At 49.2% G+C, this 21,046-nt stretch carries 22 protein-coding genes; 5 read left to right on the top strand and 17 right to left on the bottom strand.

Features of this window, described 5'->3' with window-relative positions; translation table 11 throughout:
- Positions 1-15: 15 nt before the first annotated feature.
- Positions 16-1,602 carry a protein adenylyltransferase SelO gene (locus QWY30_RS15370; protein ID WP_290242500.1) on the bottom strand — a complete coding sequence of 529 codons (1,587 nt, stop codon included), beginning with the start codon at positions 1,600-1,602 and terminating at the stop codon, positions 16-18.
- Positions 1,599-2,048, bottom strand: a complete 450-nt coding sequence (locus QWY30_RS15365) for a DUF2069 domain-containing protein (RefSeq protein ID WP_290242523.1) — start codon at positions 2,046-2,048, stop codon at positions 1,599-1,601. The genes QWY30_RS15370 and QWY30_RS15365 overlap by 4 nt, the downstream gene beginning before the upstream one ends.
- A 172-nt stretch (positions 2,049-2,220) precedes the next feature.
- Between QWY30_RS15365 and QWY30_RS15360 the strand changes: the two genes are divergently transcribed.
- Both QWY30_RS15360 and QWY30_RS15355 read left to right on the top strand, forming a co-directional pair.
- Positions 2,221-3,408, top strand: coding sequence for a YihY family inner membrane protein (locus QWY30_RS15360; RefSeq protein WP_435433420.1), 1,188 nt, complete (start codon positions 2,221-2,223; stop codon positions 3,406-3,408).
- A 46-nt stretch (positions 3,409-3,454) separates the two neighbouring features.
- A complete protein-coding gene (locus QWY30_RS15355) occupies positions 3,455-3,916 on the top strand; it encodes a CBS domain-containing protein (protein ID WP_290242496.1) in 462 nt (153 codons plus the stop codon).
- 5 nt (positions 3,917-3,921) lie between these two features.
- On the opposite strand, the gene dusA is transcribed toward QWY30_RS15355, so the two are convergent.
- Positions 3,922-4,914 (bottom strand): tRNA dihydrouridine(20/20a) synthase DusA, encoded by a 993-nt coding sequence (gene dusA, locus QWY30_RS15350; RefSeq protein ID WP_290242521.1) that lies wholly within the window; start codon positions 4,912-4,914, stop codon positions 3,922-3,924.
- A gap of 202 nt (positions 4,915-5,116) precedes the next feature.
- Here dusA and QWY30_RS15345 point away from each other — a divergent pair, with 202 nt between their 5' ends.
- Complete coding sequence (locus QWY30_RS15345) at positions 5,117-6,094, top strand: homoserine kinase (protein WP_290242494.1); 978 nt, start codon at positions 5,117-5,119, stop codon at positions 6,092-6,094.
- Positions 6,094-6,888 carry a BPSS1780 family membrane protein gene (locus tag QWY30_RS15340; RefSeq protein WP_290242492.1) on the top strand — a complete coding sequence of 265 codons (795 nt, stop codon included), beginning with the start codon at positions 6,094-6,096 and terminating at the stop codon, positions 6,886-6,888. The genes QWY30_RS15345 and QWY30_RS15340 overlap by 1 nt, the downstream gene beginning before the upstream one ends.
- Here the strand turns inward: QWY30_RS15340 and QWY30_RS15930 are convergent.
- From QWY30_RS15930 to QWY30_RS15290, 11 genes are all read right to left on the bottom strand, one after another.
- Positions 6,828-7,145: a DUF192 domain-containing protein gene (locus QWY30_RS15930; RefSeq protein WP_353958811.1), complete on the bottom strand. Its 318-nt coding sequence runs from the start codon at positions 7,143-7,145 to the stop codon at positions 6,828-6,830. The two genes, QWY30_RS15340 and QWY30_RS15930, sit on opposite strands and share 61 nt — an antisense overlap.
- Positions 7,142-8,041 (bottom strand): type II secretion system F family protein, encoded by a 900-nt coding sequence (locus QWY30_RS15335; RefSeq protein WP_290242489.1) that lies wholly within the window; start codon positions 8,039-8,041, stop codon positions 7,142-7,144. The genes QWY30_RS15930 and QWY30_RS15335 overlap by 4 nt, the downstream gene beginning before the upstream one ends.
- A gap of 4 nt (positions 8,042-8,045) precedes the next feature.
- The gene (locus tag QWY30_RS15330; RefSeq protein WP_290242488.1) at positions 8,046-8,891 is read right to left on the bottom strand and encodes a type II secretion system F family protein; all 846 of its coding nucleotides are present in this window, start codon (positions 8,889-8,891) and stop codon (positions 8,046-8,048) included.
- The gene (locus QWY30_RS15325; protein ID WP_290242486.1) at positions 8,888-10,507 is read right to left on the bottom strand and encodes a TadA family conjugal transfer-associated ATPase; all 1,620 of its coding nucleotides are present in this window, start codon (positions 10,505-10,507) and stop codon (positions 8,888-8,890) included. The genes QWY30_RS15330 and QWY30_RS15325 overlap by 4 nt, the downstream gene beginning before the upstream one ends.
- Positions 10,504-11,793, bottom strand: a complete 1,290-nt coding sequence (locus QWY30_RS15320) for a type II and III secretion system protein family protein (protein WP_290242484.1) — start codon at positions 11,791-11,793, stop codon at positions 10,504-10,506. Before QWY30_RS15320 ends, QWY30_RS15325 begins: the two co-directional genes overlap by 4 nt.
- Entirely contained in the window at positions 11,790-12,623 is an 834-nt protein-coding gene (gene cpaB, locus QWY30_RS15315; RefSeq protein ID WP_290242519.1) for a Flp pilus assembly protein CpaB, read from the bottom strand. Before cpaB ends, QWY30_RS15320 begins: the two co-directional genes overlap by 4 nt.
- A gap of 38 nt (positions 12,624-12,661) precedes the next feature.
- Positions 12,662-13,411, bottom strand: coding sequence for a hypothetical protein (locus tag QWY30_RS15310; protein WP_290242482.1), 750 nt, complete (start codon positions 13,409-13,411; stop codon positions 12,662-12,664).
- Positions 13,408-14,025, bottom strand: a complete 618-nt coding sequence (locus QWY30_RS15305; protein ID WP_290242479.1) for a hypothetical protein — start codon at positions 14,023-14,025, stop codon at positions 13,408-13,410. The genes QWY30_RS15310 and QWY30_RS15305 overlap by 4 nt, the downstream gene beginning before the upstream one ends.
- Positions 14,022-15,407 (bottom strand): hypothetical protein, encoded by a 1,386-nt coding sequence (locus QWY30_RS15300; RefSeq protein ID WP_290242477.1) that lies wholly within the window; start codon positions 15,405-15,407, stop codon positions 14,022-14,024. The genes QWY30_RS15305 and QWY30_RS15300 overlap by 4 nt, the downstream gene beginning before the upstream one ends.
- Positions 15,407-15,640: a hypothetical protein gene (locus QWY30_RS15295; RefSeq protein WP_290242518.1), complete on the bottom strand. Its 234-nt coding sequence runs from the start codon at positions 15,638-15,640 to the stop codon at positions 15,407-15,409. The genes QWY30_RS15300 and QWY30_RS15295 overlap by 1 nt, the downstream gene beginning before the upstream one ends.
- A gap of 192 nt (positions 15,641-15,832) precedes the next feature.
- The gene (locus QWY30_RS15290; protein ID WP_290242475.1) at positions 15,833-16,963 is read right to left on the bottom strand and encodes a DSD1 family PLP-dependent enzyme; all 1,131 of its coding nucleotides are present in this window, start codon (positions 16,961-16,963) and stop codon (positions 15,833-15,835) included.
- An 87-nt stretch (positions 16,964-17,050) separates the two neighbouring features.
- Here QWY30_RS15290 and QWY30_RS15285 point away from each other — a divergent pair, with 87 nt between their 5' ends.
- Positions 17,051-17,965, top strand: coding sequence for a lysophospholipid acyltransferase family protein (locus tag QWY30_RS15285; RefSeq protein WP_290242474.1), 915 nt, complete (start codon positions 17,051-17,053; stop codon positions 17,963-17,965).
- On the opposite strand, the gene QWY30_RS15280 is transcribed toward QWY30_RS15285, so the two are convergent.
- From QWY30_RS15280 to QWY30_RS15270, 3 genes are all read right to left on the bottom strand, one after another.
- Positions 17,949-18,905: a PaaI family thioesterase gene (locus QWY30_RS15280; RefSeq protein ID WP_290242472.1), complete on the bottom strand. Its 957-nt coding sequence runs from the start codon at positions 18,903-18,905 to the stop codon at positions 17,949-17,951. The two genes, QWY30_RS15285 and QWY30_RS15280, sit on opposite strands and share 17 nt — an antisense overlap.
- A complete protein-coding gene (locus QWY30_RS15275; RefSeq protein ID WP_290242470.1) occupies positions 18,902-19,888 on the bottom strand; it encodes an NAD(P)H-dependent flavin oxidoreductase in 987 nt (328 codons plus the stop codon). The genes QWY30_RS15280 and QWY30_RS15275 overlap by 4 nt, the downstream gene beginning before the upstream one ends.
- 82 nt (positions 19,889-19,970) lie before the next feature.
- Entirely contained in the window at positions 19,971-20,834 is an 864-nt protein-coding gene (locus tag QWY30_RS15270) for a PCC domain-containing protein (protein ID WP_290242467.1), read from the bottom strand.
- Positions 20,835-21,046: the final 212 nt, after the last annotated feature.

Here is a 21,046-nt window from a genome sequence, read left to right as displayed (position 1 = left end):
AACCTCATTATTGCATCATGAGGAGCAACTGACTTCAATTTTGCTCGCCCAGTGAGGAGGTAAGGCTGCGTAACGCTCCATTCCAGTTTGTGCCGTGTAAGGAGCCGCCAGCACACGCATCAGTGTGTCGAGCTCGGAAAAATCGCCTCGCTGAGTTGCCTCGATCACCTGTTGCGCGAGATAGTTTCTCAAAACGTAAAGCGGATTCGTGGAAAGCATGGATGACACTCGGCTCTCCCAGGGGCATGGATCCCGTAATAATCGGGATTGATACCGTGCCAACCAGGCATGCGCGGCTTCTCTGTCCACAAAAAGATCGATGAAGGGTGATAAAGATCCCGTTCCATCACCTATCGTTCCACCTAAATCGTGAGCAATCCGTCGGGGCTCGGCCTCTGTTAGGCCAGGCGCATAGGCCAATTGACGAAAAGTCATTGAAAAATCGGAATGATTTGCCTGCATGAGGCTCCAAAGATCATCGATCAACAACTCGTCGCCGGGATGCCATGAAATCAATCCGAGTTTCTGAGTCATGCGAGCTTGCATGGCCTGTAAAAAGCTCGGCTCATAGCGATCCAAAGCATTTCTTAATTTATCCGCATCGGAAACAATCGTATACAGGCTATTTGCGAGTTGATAGAGGTTCCAGTGCGCCACAGCCGGCTGCGCATGCCAGGCATAGCGCCCATTGGCATCTGTGTGATTGCATATGTGACGGGCATCGAAGCCATCCATGAAGCCATAAGGTCCGTAATCTAGCGTCAGCCCCAATATCGACATGTTGTCCGTATTCATCACACCATGACAAAAACCAACCACTTGCCAGCTGGCCATCAGTGTCGCAGTGCGCTCAACAACAGCCTCCAGAAACCGAACGTAACGGCTTTCACTTGTTTCCGCTTCACCCGTTCGAGGCGGCAAACACTCCGGATAAAAACGTTCAATCACATAGTCTGCAAGCTGGCGCACACGATCAGGTCTTTTGCGGGCCGCCCAATGTTCAAATGAACCGAAACGAATGAAGCTCGGCGCTACTCTGGCTACAACGGCTGCTGTTTCAACCGTTTCGCGCATGACTGGGTCATCGGCAGAGACAAGAGAAAGCGCCCGTGTGGTGGCGATCCCTAATCCATGCATGGCCTGACTCGCTAAATATTCGCGCACGGAAGACCGCAATACTGCACGCCCATCTCCCATCCTTGAATAAGGGGTCATCCCGGCACCCTTGAGCTGGATCTCCCAATTCCCAGTTGGACCGACAACTTCTCCAAGCAAATGCGCACGGCCATCTCCGAGCTGACCTGCCCAAACACCAAATTGATGGCCACTGTAAACGGCGGCAAGAGTATCTCCGCCCGGCATGGATGAAGAACCGCTCACAACTGCCAAAAACTCGGGACTCAGCGTCGCCCGTGGCGAGAGTCCTAGCAACGCGGCAACCTCGGTGTTGGCATGAACCAGCCTTGGATTTTTGAGCGGTGTTGTCGGTAAACGCGTGTAAAAATCTGAACCTAATCGCGCAAAACTGTTATCCGTTTGCAAAGAGGAAAAGTCGCTTGCATCAAGAGGTTCTGCGGGATGTGTGGATCCAAGCTCACTCATTCGCGTGGCTCCTGAGTTCGTTGATCAGTCGAAGATCCATCATGTTTCAACGAATTTGCCTCAGCTTGATTTTTAAGTTGTTTAGCGTAACGTTTCGCGGGGCGCACGTAAAACAATGCCGCAAAGAAAAACACACTGGAAAAAAAGATTTCTAACCAGGCCATCATAATGGAGGGACCTGGGGGGTCTGACATGACGCGGACAACGCCTTCCATCAGATAAAGCAATACGAGCATTGAAGCCCACTGAATCGTATAAAGGCTTCCACGGGAAACACCGCGAAATGCGAACGCCAAAGGCAAGGCCTTCAAAAAGAGCAGGGTTCCACCCGCGCGCAACGGTGCAAGCCATATTTCCCAAAGCAGGCACAAAATAAAAAGCGCAAATAAAGAAACCATCGCAGTACGCTGCAATGCAACATTGAGCGTTGGTTTGGCGATCGTCATCGTGTTGATGTCTGAGGGTGCGTAGGGCTTCATGCTGCTATTATCGCTTGGGTCAGGGTAAACAATAGAGTAACCCTTACCAGAGCATCAACAGTACGAGGAGCTAGATTCATTGAACACCCAGCCACCGCCTCTCACCACTCCGCCTGCGCGGTTTGCTGCTTGGCGCGAAATTCTGCTGTCGAGTGCTCAGCGACTGAGCCAAGTCGACGCTTTTGACCTGGCGGGCAGTCTGACTTTCACCACAGTGTTGGCGATCGTGCCTTTGCTGGCGGTCGCATTGGCTCTTTTTACTGCCTTTCCCCAATTTCACGAATTCAGCGATGCGCTTCAGGCGTTTTTAACAAATAGCCTCATGCCGCCTGTCGTGTCCGACAACGTCATGTCTTACCTGAACGATTTCGCGCTTCAGGCGAGTCGGCTCACTGCAATAGGCGGAAGTTTCCTGGTCTTTACCGTGCTTTTGCTCATTTTGTCCGTTGACAAAGCACTCAATGAAATTTGGCGCGTAACTAAACCCCGGGGGATCGGACAGCGACTCCTTGTTTATTGGGCACTCCTGACCTTGGGACCCTTGCTGACTGGCGCCAGCCTTTGGGCAACAGCCTTGGTGGCAAGAGAGTCTTTTGGGGTGATGTCCCAGCTACCCGATTTGCTGGAGTTCACGCTCAAAATATCGCCCTTTTTTGTGAGTGCGGCCGGTTTTGCCGCCCTTTTTATCATCGTTCCCAATACAAGAGTTGCCACACGCGATGCAATCGTGGGAGGCATCTTAGTCGCGATGCTGTTGGAAATCATGAAATTCGGCTTCGCGTACTATGTGTCACAAATATCGACTTACACCACTATTTACGGTGCTTTCGCGGCCTTGCCCGTTTTTTTGATATGGGTCTATTTATCCTGGCTGAGTATTCTTTTCGGCGCGATCGTTTCAGCTAACCTGCCGTATTTTCGTCACGTTCGCTTACGGGGGGCTGCTCAACCCGGGGACCGCTTAAACGATACACTCTCCATCTTGTATTTACTCGACCAATCACGATCTCAGCGAACACCTGGGCTCAGCGCAAGACAAATCTGTGATTCCCTACCGCTACCTGAAGAACAAATCGAGTCACTTTTGCTTGATTTGCAATCCTTGGGTTGGGTCGCCGCAGCGCAAGTCCGTAAACGCGAAAACTGGGTGTTGATATGTGACCCTCAAACCACGAGCCTGACACCTTTATTGAAGAAATTCTTTGTGAATCGACGCATTCTTGGACTCGACGTTCGTCCAGCGCTCAAAAATGCGTTGAGTGCCTATATTCAAGATAACAAAGACACAAATTTGTCAGATGTGCTGTTGCAAAATGACAAGCCATGAGTGCTAAACGTACAATCAGACACAAGCAGCACAAAGGAGACGCATCATGTTAAAGGTCAGTGAAATTCTTCGGGTCAAGGGCAATACCCTTTTTACCGCTTCTCCCGACACCTCGGTGATTCAGGCGCTAGAGACGATGAGCGAGCAGGATATTGGTTCGCTCGTCATCATGGACCGTGGTCATTTAGCTGGCATGTTGACGTTTCGAGAGATTATCAGGCACGTCAATGGCAATCACGGGGCCGTGGGATCCACAACCATCCGCAGCATCATGGACTCTAAACCAGTCAGTGTCTCACCCGACACCGAGGCTGACGAAGTCCAGAGGCTCATGCTCGAAAATCACTCACGCTACATCCCTGTCATGGATGGTACGGTCCTGATGGGCGTCATTTCTTTTTACGACATGGCGCAGGCACTCGTCGCAGCGCAAAAATTCGAAAACTCGATGCTCAAGGCTTACATCCGAGACTGGCCGGATGAGGAAAACAAAAGCCCACAGGCTTGAATATTCTAGGTCGATGAGTCAAGGGGTGCGAAACCGCCTATCTCAGACCAGGCGCGATGGATCAACGTGGCATCATTTGCGTTCAATAATTTGGAATCCGAGAGCATCCGACGCCACAAACGTGAACGGGGTCTACCATTGAACAACCCAAGCAAGGGACGCACGACTATTCTCAGAGGCGTCCCTTGTGCGACCTGTTCAGCAGCATAGGCGACCAGTCTCTCGATCACTTCAGTTTCAGCGATCGCGCCTTCGGTCGGCCAAAAAGCTGTGGATAAATCACTCAAGACCTTCGGATCATGCCAGGGCGCGCGACCAAGCATGACACCGTCGAACTTTTTCAATGCTGCGGAGCAGTCCTCAACACCTTGAAGTCCGCCATTCAGAACGATGATGGCATCTGGAAAATCATGTTTGAGCCTCTCGGCATCCGCATAGCGCAATGGTGGTACATCGCGATTATCTTTGGGTGTCAATCCTTTTAGGACCGCGTTGCGAGCATGAACAATGAACACTCGGCATCCCGTGTCGTAAATAGCACCCACAAAATCTCTGACAAAGCTGTAATCGTTGATGTAATCCAGGCCTAAGCGGTGCTTGACCGTGACAGGAATATTGACCGCGTCCTGCATCGCTTTGACACAATCGGCGACCAATCCCGGCTCTGCCATCAGACATGCACCAAAAGATCCCTTTTGAACCCGCTCAGAGGGACATCCGCAATTAAGGTTGATTTCGTCATAGCCCCACTGCGCACCCAACCGAGCCGCGCGTGCGAGGGCCTCTGGCTCGCTGCCACCTAGCTGCAAGGCGACGGGATGCTCGGGCTCGTTAAAGTCCAAATGTCTTTTGATGTCACCATGCGTGAGCGCACCCGTGGTGATCATCTCCGTGTAAAGACGAGCGCGGGGTGCCAGCAAACGATGAAAAAATCGGCAATGCCGATCTGTCACATCGATCATGGGCGCGACGCAAAGCTTCCACCCCTCAGACGCGATCGTGATGGGGAGATGCTGTGGTGGATTGACCTCAAAGCTAGGCATATTTCTCAAGGATGATGAACCGTCCACAACGGACAGTCAGCTAACGACATTGGGATTTTATAGTGCGATCGAGCAACCGAATGGCGACAGGTTTATTTCCTGTCAGTCATCCTTGTTAAAATGGACACAACTTTCAACATGATTCACCCGGAAAAATATGGCAGTGTTCACTCAGGTCAGCGAAAATGACGCTCGATCTTTACTGGCTGATTACGCACTCGGTGATTTCCTTTCGCTCAAGGGTATCGCTGCCGGAATCGAAAACAGCAACTTTTTCCTGACCACCTCGCAGGGGGAGTACGTTTTAACTGTTTTCGAAGTGTTGACGCTGGAACAGCTGCCTTTTTACATCGAGCTGATGAACCATCTCGCGGAAAAGGGTATTCCTGTTCCTCAGCCTCAAACCCGTATTGACGGTAAACGTTTGTCAATCTTGCATGGCAAACCTGCGGCGATCGTCACCAGGCTTCCCGGAAGTTACGAGCCTAAACCAAGCGCTCGCCACTGCGCGATTGCCGGCGAAACCCTTGCTCGCGCCCATCTCGCCGGTCTGGACTTTGCCATCAGCCAACCCAATTTACGCGGCTTGCCGTGGTGGGAACAAACAGCGCCTACCGTGATGCCATTTCTGACAGAGCCGCTAGCCCTGCTTTTAAAGGATACGCTATCAGAACAGCAAATACTTGCAAAGACCGCCGACTATCAGACATTGCCTCGCGGACCTGCGCATTGCGATCTATTTCGTGACAATGTTCTCTTTGCCGGAACGCCTGAAGCGCCTCTCATGGGTGGCTTCATAGACTTTTATTTCGCGGGCGTCGACACATGGATTTTTGACGTAGCCGTCAGCGTCAATGACTGGTGTATCGAGCATTCAACAGGTGTTTTTGTACCTGAACTTCTTGAGTCATGGCTTGAAGCCTATTCACGCGTTCGCCCCTTTACTGAGGCGGAAAGAAGGATTTGGCCAATCATCCTCAGAGGCGCAGCACTGCGCTTTTGGATTTCAAGACTTTTTGATTTTTATCTTCCAAGACCTGCTCAAACACTCAAGCCCCACGATCCGGGTCACTTTGAACGCATACTGCAACAAAGAACAACTGGTGCGATCTCCGTACTTCCTAAGGAATTTTGATGCAAGCAGTCCCTTTACCTGCACTGGCTGGATGGATGTGGGTCCGCGATGGTTGGTCCCTGTTTAGAAGCCAACCACTCGCTTTCTTCTCCTGGGCGATGTTCGTCAGTCTCATGCTGATGATCGCAACGATCACCCCGCCGATCGGGCCAGTCTTTTTCATTGTCTTGATGCCAACTGCAACATTGCTTTCACTCTCTGCAGGAAGACATGCGACTGAAGGACGCAGGATATTACTGGGCACCTGGATTGAGCCCTTGCGTCAACCATTGGTGTTTCGCAGACTACTCGGCATGGGTGGTTTGTACGTTGGTTTTTGCTTGCTGCTTGGGCTGGCAGTTTTTATGCCCTTTTCCAATGAGGTCACCGAGGCGCTGAGGAACGTTGAAAAGAACAATGATTTATTACCACTGATGGAGGCAGTCCGAACTCCGATGGTGATATTCGGTATCTTTTATGTCGTCATGGCGGCAATTTTCTGGTTTGCTCCCGCGTTGGTTGGCTGGCATGGTATCCGCATCACACAGGCCTTATTTTTTAGCTGGATTGCCTGTTGGAGAAATAAATGGGCTTTTTTAGTTTACGGCCTATGTTGGCTCGCTGTATTTCTGGCAATTGATACGTTGATCAGCTTACTCGTCATGATCGGACTCGAACCCAGCACAGCTGCAACCATTCAAGTTCCGATCAACGTCGTCGCAACCTCTGTTTTGTATTGTAGTTTTTACACGAGTTACGTTGCCGTCTTTAACGATAGCAACAAAGAAAGCTCTGCAGAAACTAATCCTGACTGAGCCGATGAGATGGGTAACATCTCGCAAACGGATCGCGCGCGTAAACAACTCACGACACGGTTCGGTGGGACCCTTGGACGAACGTCAATCACTGTATTGTTTTCATCCAGAAAAAATACTGCAATGTCCTCACGCATGCCAAATGTGTGAATAGAACAGCAAGGGCTCAGCCAAAGGACTTCGCCACTGATCAGTGGCGGTCTGAACAGCAGTCCTCTCGCGCGTTTGATCCAACTATCTGCGCGAGTGATAATCATTTCAATCCCATAAGTTGGACAACAACGGGAAACCCCAAAACAATAAAAGTGCACGGAAAAATACACAGCGCCATGGGAAAGAGCATTTTGACAGGAGCCTGCAGCGCTTGTTTCTCTGCTTGCATTAAACGAAACGCCCTTTGTTGATCCGCATACACTTGAATAATGCGGCCCAGACTAAAACCCATCGCTTCACCTTGAATCAGAGATGAAATCAGCTGGCGAACGCTAGACAAGTCCAAACGTCGACTGAGTTGTCTAAGCGCCTGCGCGCGAGACTGTCCAGCACGCATATCCGCTAGCATTTTTGACCACTCTTGATGTAGAGCACCCTCCCCTACATGTTCAAGCGCTAACTGGACCGAGGCCTGAAGATTCAGACCCGCATCAAGACCCAGACCAACCATATCTAAAAAAAATGGAAGCTGACGACTAATCAAACTGACTCGGCTTCGATACATGCGCTTGAGCCAGAAAATCGGCAACCACCAGCCCAATGTGCACGATATGAACAAGGCGATGTATGCTTCAGCACGCAATGTCAAAAGATCATGCAGCAGCCAGCATGCACACAAAAATATAGCCGTCAGTGCGCCACTTAATTGCAAACAATAAATCTGAAAAAAGTCCCAGCCACTCAAACCTGCTCGTTCGATGTGACTATTTAATTTTCTGCGCTGCGACCATGTCACAAATGGCAATAACGAACGTCCCGCAAAGTGACTGATCTTCCAAAGCAGGGGGTAATGTGGTCGATTGACTAGTGATTTTTTATGAAAATTGTTCTGCTTCAAATCAGGTTTAGCGTGCAAATAAATGTGATGTAGCCACGGGACTGTTAATAGTGACAAAAAAACGATTGCAATTAATGCGCAACCCAGAGCAAGAAAAGACATCTATTTACACCTCGATTGCCAAAATCTTGCGAAGCCAGTAAATACCGAGGACTTCAAGCACCAGGACGATCGCCAACATGAATTGGCCTGTCTGACTCAAAAACATGAGCTCTACGGAGCTTGGATCTATTAAAGATAGCGCCGAAAGAAGCGCTAACGGGAGCGCGCCCATGACCCAGGCTTGCATTTTTCCCTGGGCAGTCAGCATGTCAATTTTTCCAGAAATGTGTTGTCGAGCACGCAAATTTGTCGATAAACGCTCCAATAAATCAGCAAGAGAACCACCTGATGCATTGCCCACGGAAAGTAAGGCCGTCACTAGTTCAACGCTTTCTGAAGGCATGCGCCTATTTAGAGCGGCTAAGGCTTGATTCAAGGGTATTCCCATGCGATGCTCCCGTAAAACCAGACTCAGCTCCTGGGACATCGGCGTAGGCGCGTCTTCAGCAAAACTCTTAAGTGCGAGTCCCAAACTTGCACCTGAACGCAAAGCCCCAGAAATCGCTGTCAGCGCATCTGGCCATTGAGAGTCGAACATTGCAAGTCGACGCCTTAAAGCCGTTGTCAACACAAGTCTTGGCAAGATCAGTATCAAAGCACTCATGACCAAAGCCAATAACACACTGTTACTCAGCAGCCATACAGAAAGACCTGTGGTTGCTGCGATACAACATAGCGCAGGCCACAAGTGCGTAATATCGATAAATACAAAAAGTTCAGACAAGCTTGTTTGGGTATGCTCAGTCACTGAACTTCGATATCGACTCCAGACAAAACCAGCCACGTGCTGAATCAGCCAGACAGCGACAGATATCGAAATGCACGCCAAGATCAGTCCACCGTAGATCATCTCGACGTAAACCAGTGCAAAAGACTTTGATCCGCCTCGGAGCCCCATTCTTCAAAACATTGGGGAACGAGCCCACGAGGTTCAGTTTGTCCGCTTTTTCTGTCAAAACTTGCCAATGATTGCATCTGAACACAACCCGACTCAAGACCGACTATTTCGGAAACATCATGCACAACGCGTCGACCATCAGGTAAGCGTGCTTGCTGAACAATCAGATGAATCGCAGAGTTCATTTGCTCACGAATCGCACCAAGGGGAAGCCCCGAATTGGCCGATAAAATCATTGTTTCAAGGCGTGACAACGCATCTCTGGGAGTATTCGCATGAAGCGTGGTCAGAGAACCTTCATGACCCGTATTCATCGCGGCCAACATATCAATCGCTTCAGGGCCGCGAACCTCTCCAACGACGATACGATCCGGTCGCATGCGTAGAGCATTTCTAACCAAAGCACGAAGCGTCACAGCCCCCCGTCCTTCGGCATTTTCAGGTCGAGCCTCTAGAGCCATGACATGCGGATGATTGATCTGCAACTCTGCGGAATCTTCTATCGTGACGATACGCTGATCAATTGGAACGCAATTTGCCAATACATTTAAAAGAGTGGTCTTACCCGATCCTGTTCCTCCTGAGACAATAATATTCAGTCGCTGATGCACACATAGTCTTAAAAATTTGGCGAGTTCGACTCCTAGTGTTCCATTCGCTACCAATCCCTCCAGGTCAATGCCTCTGTTGGTGAATTTTCGAATGGTCATGCATGCCCCTCGAATAGCAATCGGAGGAATCACTGCATTAATTCTCGAGCCGTCTTTCAATCTCGCATCAACCATTGGAGCCGCATCATCTAATCGGCGCCCGAGCGGGAATACTATTCTCTCAATCACGCCTCTCACGGCATGCTCACCACTAAATTGAGACTCACTCGTCTCAATACAACCATTTCGTTCTATAAAAATTTCATCGTATCGATTGACCATAATCTCTGTAATGTCTGGATCGGACAGCATAGATTCGAGCACCCCCAACCCGACCGCCTCATCTACAACAAGCGCTAAGAGTTCGTCACGTTGCGAACCGACCAAAGTGCTTGCATGATCCTCAAGCAAAGTTGTCACACACTGTATCGCCTGCTCTCTTAAAGCCCCCTCTGATAAAGAAGCAATGTCATTACGTCTCAAGTCGAAGGCCTTGATGAGGCCTGCATGCAATTCCCGCCTGAGATCACGGTAGGCAGTATTAGATATTTTCGAGGGTAAATCCTCAGATTTCGACTCTGATAGGGTCGAAACACACTCTGCTGAAATTGATACCTGCGGGAGCGAACGATGAACAGGGGTGAGTCGAATCATGCAGGGGCCGACTATGAACTCATCACGTTCGCTCACAAGACCATGGATAGAAAACTTTCTTCCATTGACTCGCGACCCATACAAGGAACCAAGATCTTCGATCTGATAGCCATCTCCGCCTTGTGTGACACGCAAATGGCGTCTGGCCACACGCCAGTGTGGAATTCTGACATCACACTCAATACCTCGCCCTAAGACAAAGGGTAACGATTGACGAATCCTTTCGCGCCTTCCATCCTCATATACGATGAGTAAATCCATCATGGGTCGATACTCCATTGATCGACGATCTGAATGTTTTCGCTTGACTCCCATTGAGACTGAGGTGATTGATGATGGCTCCAGTTTTTAATATTTTGATCCGCAGAAACGGGCGTATTGAGCCTTTGGCCTGAACCAAAGGCTTCTTCAAGAATGACTGCGGCGTTCCCGACGCGCTGTGCCATACTAGGGTGATCCGCATTGACCACCACAGGCGTCACAAAGATCGCTAATTCAGTCTCTCGATAGAGAGTTCGACTCACACCAAAAAAGTGACCAATTCCAGGCAACTCAGATAAGGTCGGAACTCCATCTTGATCTCGACTACGCTCTCTGGATAAAAATCCGCCCAGGACCAGTGTTTGTCCTGAGCGAACATTGAATTCCGTTGAGGCGCGCCTGACTTTGAGGGCGGGTCCCGCGGAAGTGGCGAGAGTCTGATCAACGGAACTGACTTCAATATCGATTTTTGAACGAACGGCTTGATTGAGATCGACTTGAGGAGTGATGTTGAGCGTTACACCATATTTTTTAAAAGAAGTCGTACTTTTACCGTCTTTATCAGTGCTGGTATAAGGGACCTCTCCACCGGCTTCAAAATTAGCTGTCGCCCCGCTTCGTGCAAGTAATTGGGGTTGGGCGAGTATGGTTGCCTCTCCTGACTGCGCAAGGGCATTGATTCTGGCGAGCAAACCTGCTTTGATACCAGGAAGCCCACCTGAACCAGTGATTGGTACCGGGAGGCTGCTATTCCATCGTATTCCGAGCTCTTGTAAATGCGCCGACGGAATTTCAACGACCTGGACATCCAAAAGAACCATCTTGTCCCAGCCGACCTGGCTCGTAAAATCCAACAATTCAGGATAGCGCTGCGCAAGTCGCGATATTTTGGCCTGATCTGAATCAGATAAATTTTCACCTTCAATGATCAATCTGTCGCCCACCACAGTACTGCGCGCCATCGGTACACTTTTTAATAAATTTTTGATCTCTTCTTGAACACGAGAAAATCCCTCGGGCGCAACCCGTACCTGATATGAAGTGCGTTTCCCCGGAGAGCGCCAGATATCCATTGTTGTGGCACCCGCCTTTTTACCAAAAACAATAATTTCATTTTGGTTAATCACCGTTGCCTGAAGCACCTCGCCGTTACCAATCGCCAAGCGTTCAATATTTCCATGCTGTAGAACTGTCGAAGACCCAACCTCTAATTTAAGATGCGTCTGAGAAAGAACAGAAACGGGAATCAAGCAGACCGGCCAAATCAAGATCAGTACGATGATCCTCATCGAGCGCTCACAGTTCGAGTCAGAACATCGGCTTCGAACTCACGCTCGTTGGGCAGTGAAATGCTTGAGTCGTCTGACAAGCGGTCTCCATACATAATTGGAACGCCTTTATTTACAGGAAAATCCGGAAGTCCAAGCAGGGACGCTAAATCTGCAGGCGTATTCTTTATATTGAAATCCTCAGCTATGTTCTGGATTGAACTGAGCACTGCGCTAATCGTTCCCGCCTCGCGCGCGGCGACAAGTTTGAGCGCATCCGCGTGTGAAACAGCAAGGGTAATATTGGCCTCCGAAGAGGCGACGGAAGTATCGTGACGTGTACTGTGATCAGACAGATGGCCAGTCCCCAGCACTTGGACGGAACTTAGTAAGCCAACAGTGATTCTCTTGCCTAGATGATCTAAAGAAACAAATAAATCAACCCGATCCCCCACACGAATCAGCCCAGCAGCCGCGCTACTCGGATCAACTGTGACGGAAACCGCTTTGAGTTCTGGCGCTAATCGCGAAGAAACGCTGGGTGAGTCTGGATCTTGAAGATGAACGTGCATCAATGGCTGACCTGCCCTCAAATCAGTCAATAGCCGTTTACCCACAAGATGTTCACTCTGTTCAGGAAGCATCGCACCGTCGGGCGCCCACTTGACAGGAAAAAGCTCAAGGGTGAAATCGGACTCTTCGATGACCGTATCACGGGTCAAGTCTCTGGATGCAACAAACAATGTCATCTCATCCAACCTGTTTCTCGATTCAATTTCAACAGTTTTTTCATGCAAATGCTGATTAATTGCCCACGCAGATATGCTTCCGAAAACAACTGATACAGCCATTAACCACCACTTGGTGTGTGAATTAGAAACATTCAAAATCATTTAACTCCAGAGAAACTGACATACAAAAATGACTGACCGTGATGTTCAACAAGATTTAAATGCATCAATCTATCCAAATAAACTGCAGTCATGGAGCGCGCTTGATTCAAATTTTTTATCTTTTGCAAACTATCTTTGACTACCCAGTTTTTTTGAGAGAATGTCTGTCGAAGCATCTGATCCAGTCGATCAATCGACGTTGATAAGGCATAAAGCAATATATTGGCAGCCGCATTGTTCGACTCGTCCATGACATGCACGAGCATTTCGGCTTTGATATTCGATTCTTGAAAAATCCTGTTAAGCGTCTTGTTCATTTCCATTTGCTGATTATTCATATCTATCAACTGAGTTGAAGACACTGAATTGGCATACGATTTTTTATTCAAATTCATACTTGACAGAAAGAATTCAAACTCCCCTTCACGCACCGGTATGAACCCTAAAATATGCGATCGATCAGCGGTACTCCAAAATATTTTGATCATGTTTCCATCCTCCGTCGCGACAGTATTGGCGGGGACTAGCTCTGAAAGAGATCTCATGACTTCGTCCAAAGTGGCGAAACTACTCCACCGATGCATGGTGATTGCGTGGTGATCTACACTCATCTTGTCAAGTGACTTGAGCGATTGTGGATTACCCATGAAATTGAGATTGTGAATTTGTATGGTTTGCGCAGCAAGCGTCTGATTGAATATGAACGCTTGAGCGAAAATCAATATATAAAAAAATCGACTGATCACTTGTTGACTCTTCTCGAGGGAATCGCTCTTGAATATGCGGCAGGTATTTGGCCAGACCAGCGACCTAACCAGTCAGTTTGTAGCTTTTCTCTGCCCCAAGGCGAATCAATTTTTTTAAATTTAGCAATATGCGGAATGAGTGTTTTTCGCGTTGAGTTAGCCGTATCAAGCCATGCTGCTCTGGAATTTTCAATTCGAGAACGAACATCGGTTGCTGAATATCCATCACCCGCATTGATATACAGATAACTTGATCTTTTTAACTCCGGTAAATTGTCAATCCTATTCACCAAAGAACGTCTGTAAGACACGCTATCTTGCTTGGCATTGATCTTAATCAGGCCATTTTGATGGACATCCAGGAGTTGCCTTTCAAATGTTCTTAACATTGCATGACTGTGGTCAACGCGATTGAGAAGAAAATGTTTGAGCATCTTTTTTTCTCGAGTTTGTAAGAAGGTATGAAAACTGCTTTGACCTAACAATTCGATTGAATGCGCGCGCAATCGTCCGGAATACTCAATGGAAAAGAGAAGGCCGATCAAAAATAAAATGATGAATACTGCTTCAATCAATGCCTGACCTTTCTGATGGGATTCATGTCTTGCGCTCATTTGCTGTGTGGACGAGGTATCAGTGTGGCTCTCCAGTAGGGTTGAAATAAACTTGCACTGTGAGTTGGGGCGTTTTTGGGGGGGTCAAAATACGAATGCGCTGTTGCAAAAGAGTGGATTTCATCATTGCGATTGATCGACTGCGTCACCTGGATCGCGAGTCGTGCATTCCGTCTTCCTTGTTCCCGTTCAAGCTGAGCATAGTTACCCAATCCTTTTGAGTCCCATTTAAGCCTCACACTTTGAGCGTATCGGTTTGCCAGGGGATTGTGACGGCCACTGAAAATATTCCAGCCCCCTGCGCTCTGGTGACGTGCCCATCGCCAAAAAGTCTGTTTTGAAAAGTCCGGAGCGTTCACTGTTTGATCGCGAGTCACCGATCCTGTGCCATCCGTATTTAAAACTGCCCACCCCATTGGGTATTCGCGTTGATAACAACCAATGAATTTATTGTGGCGTAATGCATGAAATGAAAGAGTGTCTTCGGATGACCATTGACCACTCTGGTCAAGCTGTAAACGCCCTCTTCGACGCAATTCGTGTCTTTTAAATGGACAGCGCGGATTGACAAGCCACATATTCCGTTTTGTGTTGTTCCTTTCGGTCAGGAATCCGTACTGATTGACAACCTTCGTCAAAAAATCTCGCCATAACCCGTCATTAGCCGATTGCTCGTTAACGAAGTCTTTTGTCTCGTCTATGACCAAGGAAAACTTCAACCCGAGCTGCTCCAGCGATTCGCCTCTCTTTCTATCACCACTATTTCCAATATTCGCGATTAACATGCGGTGAATCGCTCGCTCCCGATCGCGTTCGAATTCTTTGATCTGGGCTTGCCTGATCTGATTGAGAACATGATGAACTTGATGCTCATGCCGCAAAAAGGCATCGCGAAATGTATTGAGCGTATACGTACTCCCCATGCCAGCCCCAATTGCGGCCGCATAGGCCACACCATGCTGAGGTCCAAAAAATGCGCCAATCAGACTGGGCGGCGGGTTGCGTTTTAGTGCCTGATTGGACATCTGTTTGCTGAAGCGATAGGTCGTGGCCACAGCGATCAGATGCGCCATTGCAAGCTGATGTCCCAGCTGGGCACGATTTAAGTATGCGTGCATGTTGAGTGCGCGCGCATGTATCAAAGCGGCGCTATACGCAGCCGCATCGGTCGCGCGATTCATGGATGACTTATCGTGTACCCGTTTCCCCGTTTCCAGCATCGATAACCAGGCAAGAATGGCCGCTGTGCATATCACCAGGCCAATTAGCATGGATTGTCCAGATTGGTAACGATGCTTTTGAGAGATCCAATCAGATGATTTTTCATCAGCGCCTCTTGAGCACTCTTCGTATATTTCTGCGACGCCTTTGCTGATCAACATTACCGTGTTGATCCACTGGCATTACCGGTAAAACTCTTTAAAGATTTAGCCTTGGTTTGACTTTTTGCACCTTGTGCAGCCGTTTTCGCACTTTTGCTCTGTTGGGTACCATCTTCACCGGCAAGTTCGCGGGCGACTGCTGCAGTTTGTGATCTCAGCACCTGACCAAAGTATTGGTATACGGCGATCGCTGCAACCGCGACCAATGCAACGATGATGATGTATTCGGTCATCCCCTGTCCGCGCTGGCGAGCGATATCTTCTGCCCTAGATGACTGAGGTGTTACAAAAGAACGCTTATGGGAGGATTTTTTCTTGAATATATACACACCAACACCTCGAAAAAATAAAGAGGTGTAGTGTGCAGAGAGAGGGGAATAGACTCAATTCGCAACAACCGAGATGGATGAATTGAGCCGGGTACGCTACCAGCCGTAAAAGCGGGGCCAGGTTTGAACAGTTTGATGACGATTCAAGGCTTGATATTCGGGAAATTGAGCCCCGGTCGCGCATGCATGATTAGGCAAAATACGTAGTTGTGTGCCCACGGGAAAGCGCTTGGCGATCGATAAATCAGGATGATCGGGTCTGGAAATGATACCGTGCTCTTGGTTCGCGCCCGTCATCACATAGCCTTCGACAGGCTCCCCATCCAAGGTGCAAACCTGCCCGTAGCCGAAGTCGGTTGTCTGTTTTTGAGTGCCGCGATCGCGACTCATCGCCATCCAACCTGCATCCACGATGGCCCAACCTTTTTCTTCCTGGTGGCCTATCACAGTCGTCAAGACACTCAGTGCAATGTCATCGGTTGTACAAACACCCACGTTATGCATGACGAGATCAAAAAACACATACACGCCTGCACGGACTTCGGTGACACCTTCGAGCTGGCGAGCGGATAGCGCTGTAGGAGTTGAACCTACGCTCACCACCTGACAGGCAAAACCAGCATCTCTTAAGCGCTGAGCAGCAAGCACACAACCAGAACGTTCCTGTTCGGCCATTTCAGCGAGGGCTTCAGGTGTGTTGAGGTCGTAACTTGAACCTGCGTGCGTCATCACCCCATATAATTCGGTCCCTCCCACCGACAACGCCTGGGCGACCTCGAGAAGTTGCGCGCTTTCAGGTTTGATTCCTGAGCGATGGTCATCCGTGTCAATTTCTATCATCACCTTGAAACGTATATCATTGGCAAGTCCAAACGCAGCAATGGCGGCAGCGGATTGAACGCTGTCTGTCAATACTTTTAAATCACACCCTTTACGCATCAACGCAAGAGCCTGCGGCAGTTTGTTGGCAGTAATCCCTACGGCATAAAGAATATCCGTGATTCCTGCTGCGAAAAACTGTTCAGCCTCTTTGAGCGTGGACACAGTAATCCCTCTGGCACCAGCCTTGATTTGCGCCTGAGTGACTTCTACGCATTTGGATGTTTTAACGTGCGGGCGAAAATTTACACCCAGACTATCCATGCGTGACTGCATGCGAGTAATATTGCGCTCCATCTTGGCGAGATCAACTAAAGCGGCAGGTGTCGAAAGGTCAGAAATTTTCATAAGGTTTCAGTGAGTTTGCAGAAAGGCTGTGAACACGCTTATTCTATCCCTATGCGCGTTGTGACGCGCCTCATCTGTTTTGACTGAATGCTTAATAAAATCCTTCCGCGCATACTCTCCGCACTTTTTAAATCTCTCGGAATTTTGCCTCTAGCCATACTGCAATGCCTAGGCATCTGCGCGGGTTGGGTGGCGTGGATGCTTCCTGGACGCTACAAAGAGCGGGCTTGGGCTAACTTACGTCAAGCCTATCCTGACGCAACACGAGCAAGCCTTCGCTCAGCAATGCTTAGTAATGGGCAACTCATGTTTGAAATGCCGTTCTGGTGGACCAGACGCAACGATCCCTTCATCAATACCAAGCTTTCTTGCGACAACTGGGATCAGTTTCGCTTGGCGCTCGAAAAGGGAAAAGGCATGATTTTGCTCTCCCCGCACGCCGGCTGTTTTGAATTGTTGGGGCCTGTCTTTAGCAGTCATTACCCCGCAACTGTTTTATTTAGACCACCCAGGAAAGTTTGGCTACAAGACTGGATTGTGGAAATGCGGTCAAGACCCCATCTAAAAATGGCACCCGCCAACATCAGAGGTGTACGCGCTTTGGTAAAGACTCTTCTCAGAGGCGGTACGATCGGCATATTGCCAGATCAAGTTCCGCCAGACGGTGAAGGGGTTTGGGCGCCCTTTTTTGGAAGACCTGCCTACACAATGACGCTTGTTCAGCGACTCCAAAAACTCACAGGCGCCACGGTTTTTGTTCTGGCAGCGGAACGAAATGGTATCGGAAAAGGTTACACGCTCCGTTACAAAGAGCTTGCAGAGGGCCTGCCAGATGATATCGAACAAGCAGCCGCAGTCATCAACGCAGAGATGGAAGAAATGATTCGTAAAATGCCTGAACAATATTTGTGGGGTTACAACCGCTATAAGGCACCCAAAACAAAAAATTTAAAGGCGACTTCTTCTCAACGTTCAGCTTCTTCGACTAATCCCCGGAATTAGAGCGCCTGGCATGCGTGCTGAGTACCTCGAGCGCCTGCCGACCAGTTTTATTAAATACGGAAGTTTGCACAACAGCTGTCATTCTGCCTTGATGAATAATTTTGGATTGCGCATGAATGGCCTCGCCCTCCCCTGGACTGATGTATGTCGCCGTCACCCCTGACAGCATCCATTCGTCCCCTAGCGCTGCACAGGCCGTCACCATGCAAAGTGCAAGAATGACACCACCCTGAACATGACCCACGCGGTTCGCAACATGTGGTCCGTTTAAAACTTCACAATACGCGCCACGCTCTTGACGGTATGGATGAAAATTCAAAAAATGCGTCGGGAAATCCTCACGTGTCTGTTGACATTGCAAGATACTTGCTTTGACCCGCTCAAGAATCCATTTCTCATCATTCGATAATGTTTGCATATCCAAGGCTAGATCTTCGGGAGCCTTTTTATCCACCCATGGCACCGCGGGCAACGATCCGCCATTGGGGACAGGCAAAATCATGAAAGCGCCATACCCGACCGCAATCAACGTCTCCCCGGACTTAATGTGGGTCAGGCTGACTCCTTGACGACCTTGGGCACCTTGAAGATGTCCTTGTGTGTCAGTCGTTGCCACGACTCGGCCTGTGGGATGTGCCCCGGTAAGCTGCAGACTAAGAGACACTGTTGCGAGTCTTGTCCGGTCGTCTAGTCCGTAGCGAATCCCTGTGGCCAATCCCATATCCGCCAGTATCGCGAGTAACACCAAATGCACACTGTGATCACGATCTATATTTTGTGGTTCTGGATCAATGTGCACTTCCGAGTGCTGAGAACTGGCTTGGTCGTACACAAAATCAAAAAAATTACCGCAAAAATGGTATCCGGGCGTGCGGTTCAGCGCAATCGCCCTGATGGCTTTTTTGACAATAGGGTGATGATCTAAGTCAAGCGTGTTCATACGGTTACTGAACTCCGACCGGTCAGTTTCATCAGACGCTGTTCGATAATTGACTCTGCCTCATCAACGATGCGCCTGACCAACTCAGCACAAGTTGGAATATCGTTGATGAGCCCCTGAACCATCCCGACCGTCCAGATTCCACCCTCGACATCGCCTTCTTCGTATACTTTGCGACCTTTGGCGCCAGCGACTTTAGGTCCGATCTCCTGAATCGTCGCTCCCGCCTTTTCCATATCAATGATGCTTTGCGCAAGCTGTGTACGCGCGACACGACTACTGTTGCGTAAACTGCGAAGTATCAATGCTGTATCTGTTTCTGCGTTATCAACAATTGCTTGTTTGATATTTAAATGTGCAGGTGATTCCTGGGTGCACATGAAGCGAGTCCCCATATTGATCCCCTCCGCGCCAAGTGCCAGCGCCGCGACCAAGCCTCTGCCATCACTGAAGCCTCCGGAAGCGATCACCGGTATGCTGAGCTTTGACACAGCCGATGGAATCAAGATCAGACCGGGAATGTCTTCTTCACCAGTGTGTCCCGCGCATTCGAAACCATCGATACTGACCATGTCCACACCAATTTGCTGTGCTTTGAGTGCGTGCCTGGCCGTTGTGCATTTATGAATGACGGTAATGCCGGCCGCCTTGAGTGCCGGCATATGTGCGGAAGGATTATTGCCCGCTGTCTCGACGATTTTTACGCCACAATCGACGATGACATCCCTGTAGGCCTCATAAGGTACGGGTTTAAGAGTCGGTAAAAATGTCAGATTCACGGCAAATGGACGATCTGTCATCGTGCGTAACCGCTCAATCTCGTCACGCAGTGCCTCGGGTGTCGGCTGAGTCAATGCTGTCAAGGTCCCGAGCGCACCAGCATTGGAAACCGCTGCGACGAGCTCGGCGCGTCCGATCCACTGCATGCCCCCTTGAATGATGGGATGCTCGATTCCAAGTTTTTTGGTCAGTGCAGTTTGCAAAATGACGCCTCCGTGATTTGTATGATGAGTATTTGAGGATTGAATTTTTAAGCGTTGAATTGATTTGAGCGCCTGAGTCCAATTAGTCGCGCTCAGGACAAATGACAAGCTCAGCCGTCACCAGAATGGAATTGGCACCCGATGCAAGACGGCCTTCAGTCAGTCCACCTTTGTAATCCACAATCGAGATGTCAATTTCGGCACGTGTTTGACCGGTATCGGTCTGAACAATTCGACCAGATTGGATGAGAAGTTCGGTGACGAACGGTTCGACGATTCGACCATCCTGAAACTGTGCACCAACCGTACTCCCGACACCGCCAAAAATCGTTGCGCGTTTGATATTCTGCGCTTGGCAAAAAGCTTCCAGCGCGTCACAAAGATCCACGTTGGGCGCGAGTCTGATCGCGTAAGCCCCAGGATTGGGCGAGGTCGAGTGCTCGGCAGTAGCCAGAGGGGTAAATAAAGAAAAATTTGTCTCAGGATCGGGACAAACTGTGAATGCAGCATTCTCTAATGCCACGCCCGTGAGTTGAATGGGGGTCGCCACCACCACTCGATCGGGTAGCAAATGACCACCGTGCCGGCGTCCATTTGGTTCTATCCAAACCGCATGACAGTGCAGCCATGGCTGGCCGTCACGTAAACCAAAGGTGACTGAAGCAGATTCAAGCTTGACCTGGCCCTCGACGTAAAAGGTCTCGCTGAAATAAACAGCATGTTCAGGAGACTTCGAGAGAGCAGGCATCACATAGCTAAATGACGTTAAAACACCCCCATTTAGCCTGAACGCACCGCTTTTTACATCGAAATCTTCTCCCATCTGAGCAATCGCATCCAGGAGTGTTTGCCCGGCGATGAGCTCAGTGGTGATAGGACGGACGCCTGAAGGAATCGCAAAAAGGCGTTGGGTGCCGGATTTTCCAGGGTGAGCAATGCTGCGCATAATTTTTAGCTGTGAGTAGAGAAATTCATTTTTAAGATAATAGCGAGTATTGATGACGGCGTATGTGTTGTTGATTAGGTAATATCAGTAGTGTCCGGTTAAACCGGGTCATTAATCAGTAAAAGCCAATACAGGCGTGGCCTAGCGGCCGATTTTATTTGGTGCCGATTTGAATTCAAATTCATCATTTTTGGGTATTTTCCTAGGGGTTA

The organism is Zwartia panacis, from assembly GCF_030410395.1.
GTDB classification, from domain to species: domain Bacteria; phylum Pseudomonadota; class Gammaproteobacteria; order Burkholderiales; family Burkholderiaceae_B; genus Zwartia; species Zwartia panacis.
Note: the sequence above shows the minus strand (reverse complement) of the source record. Positions and strands in the feature narration are given on the sequence as shown.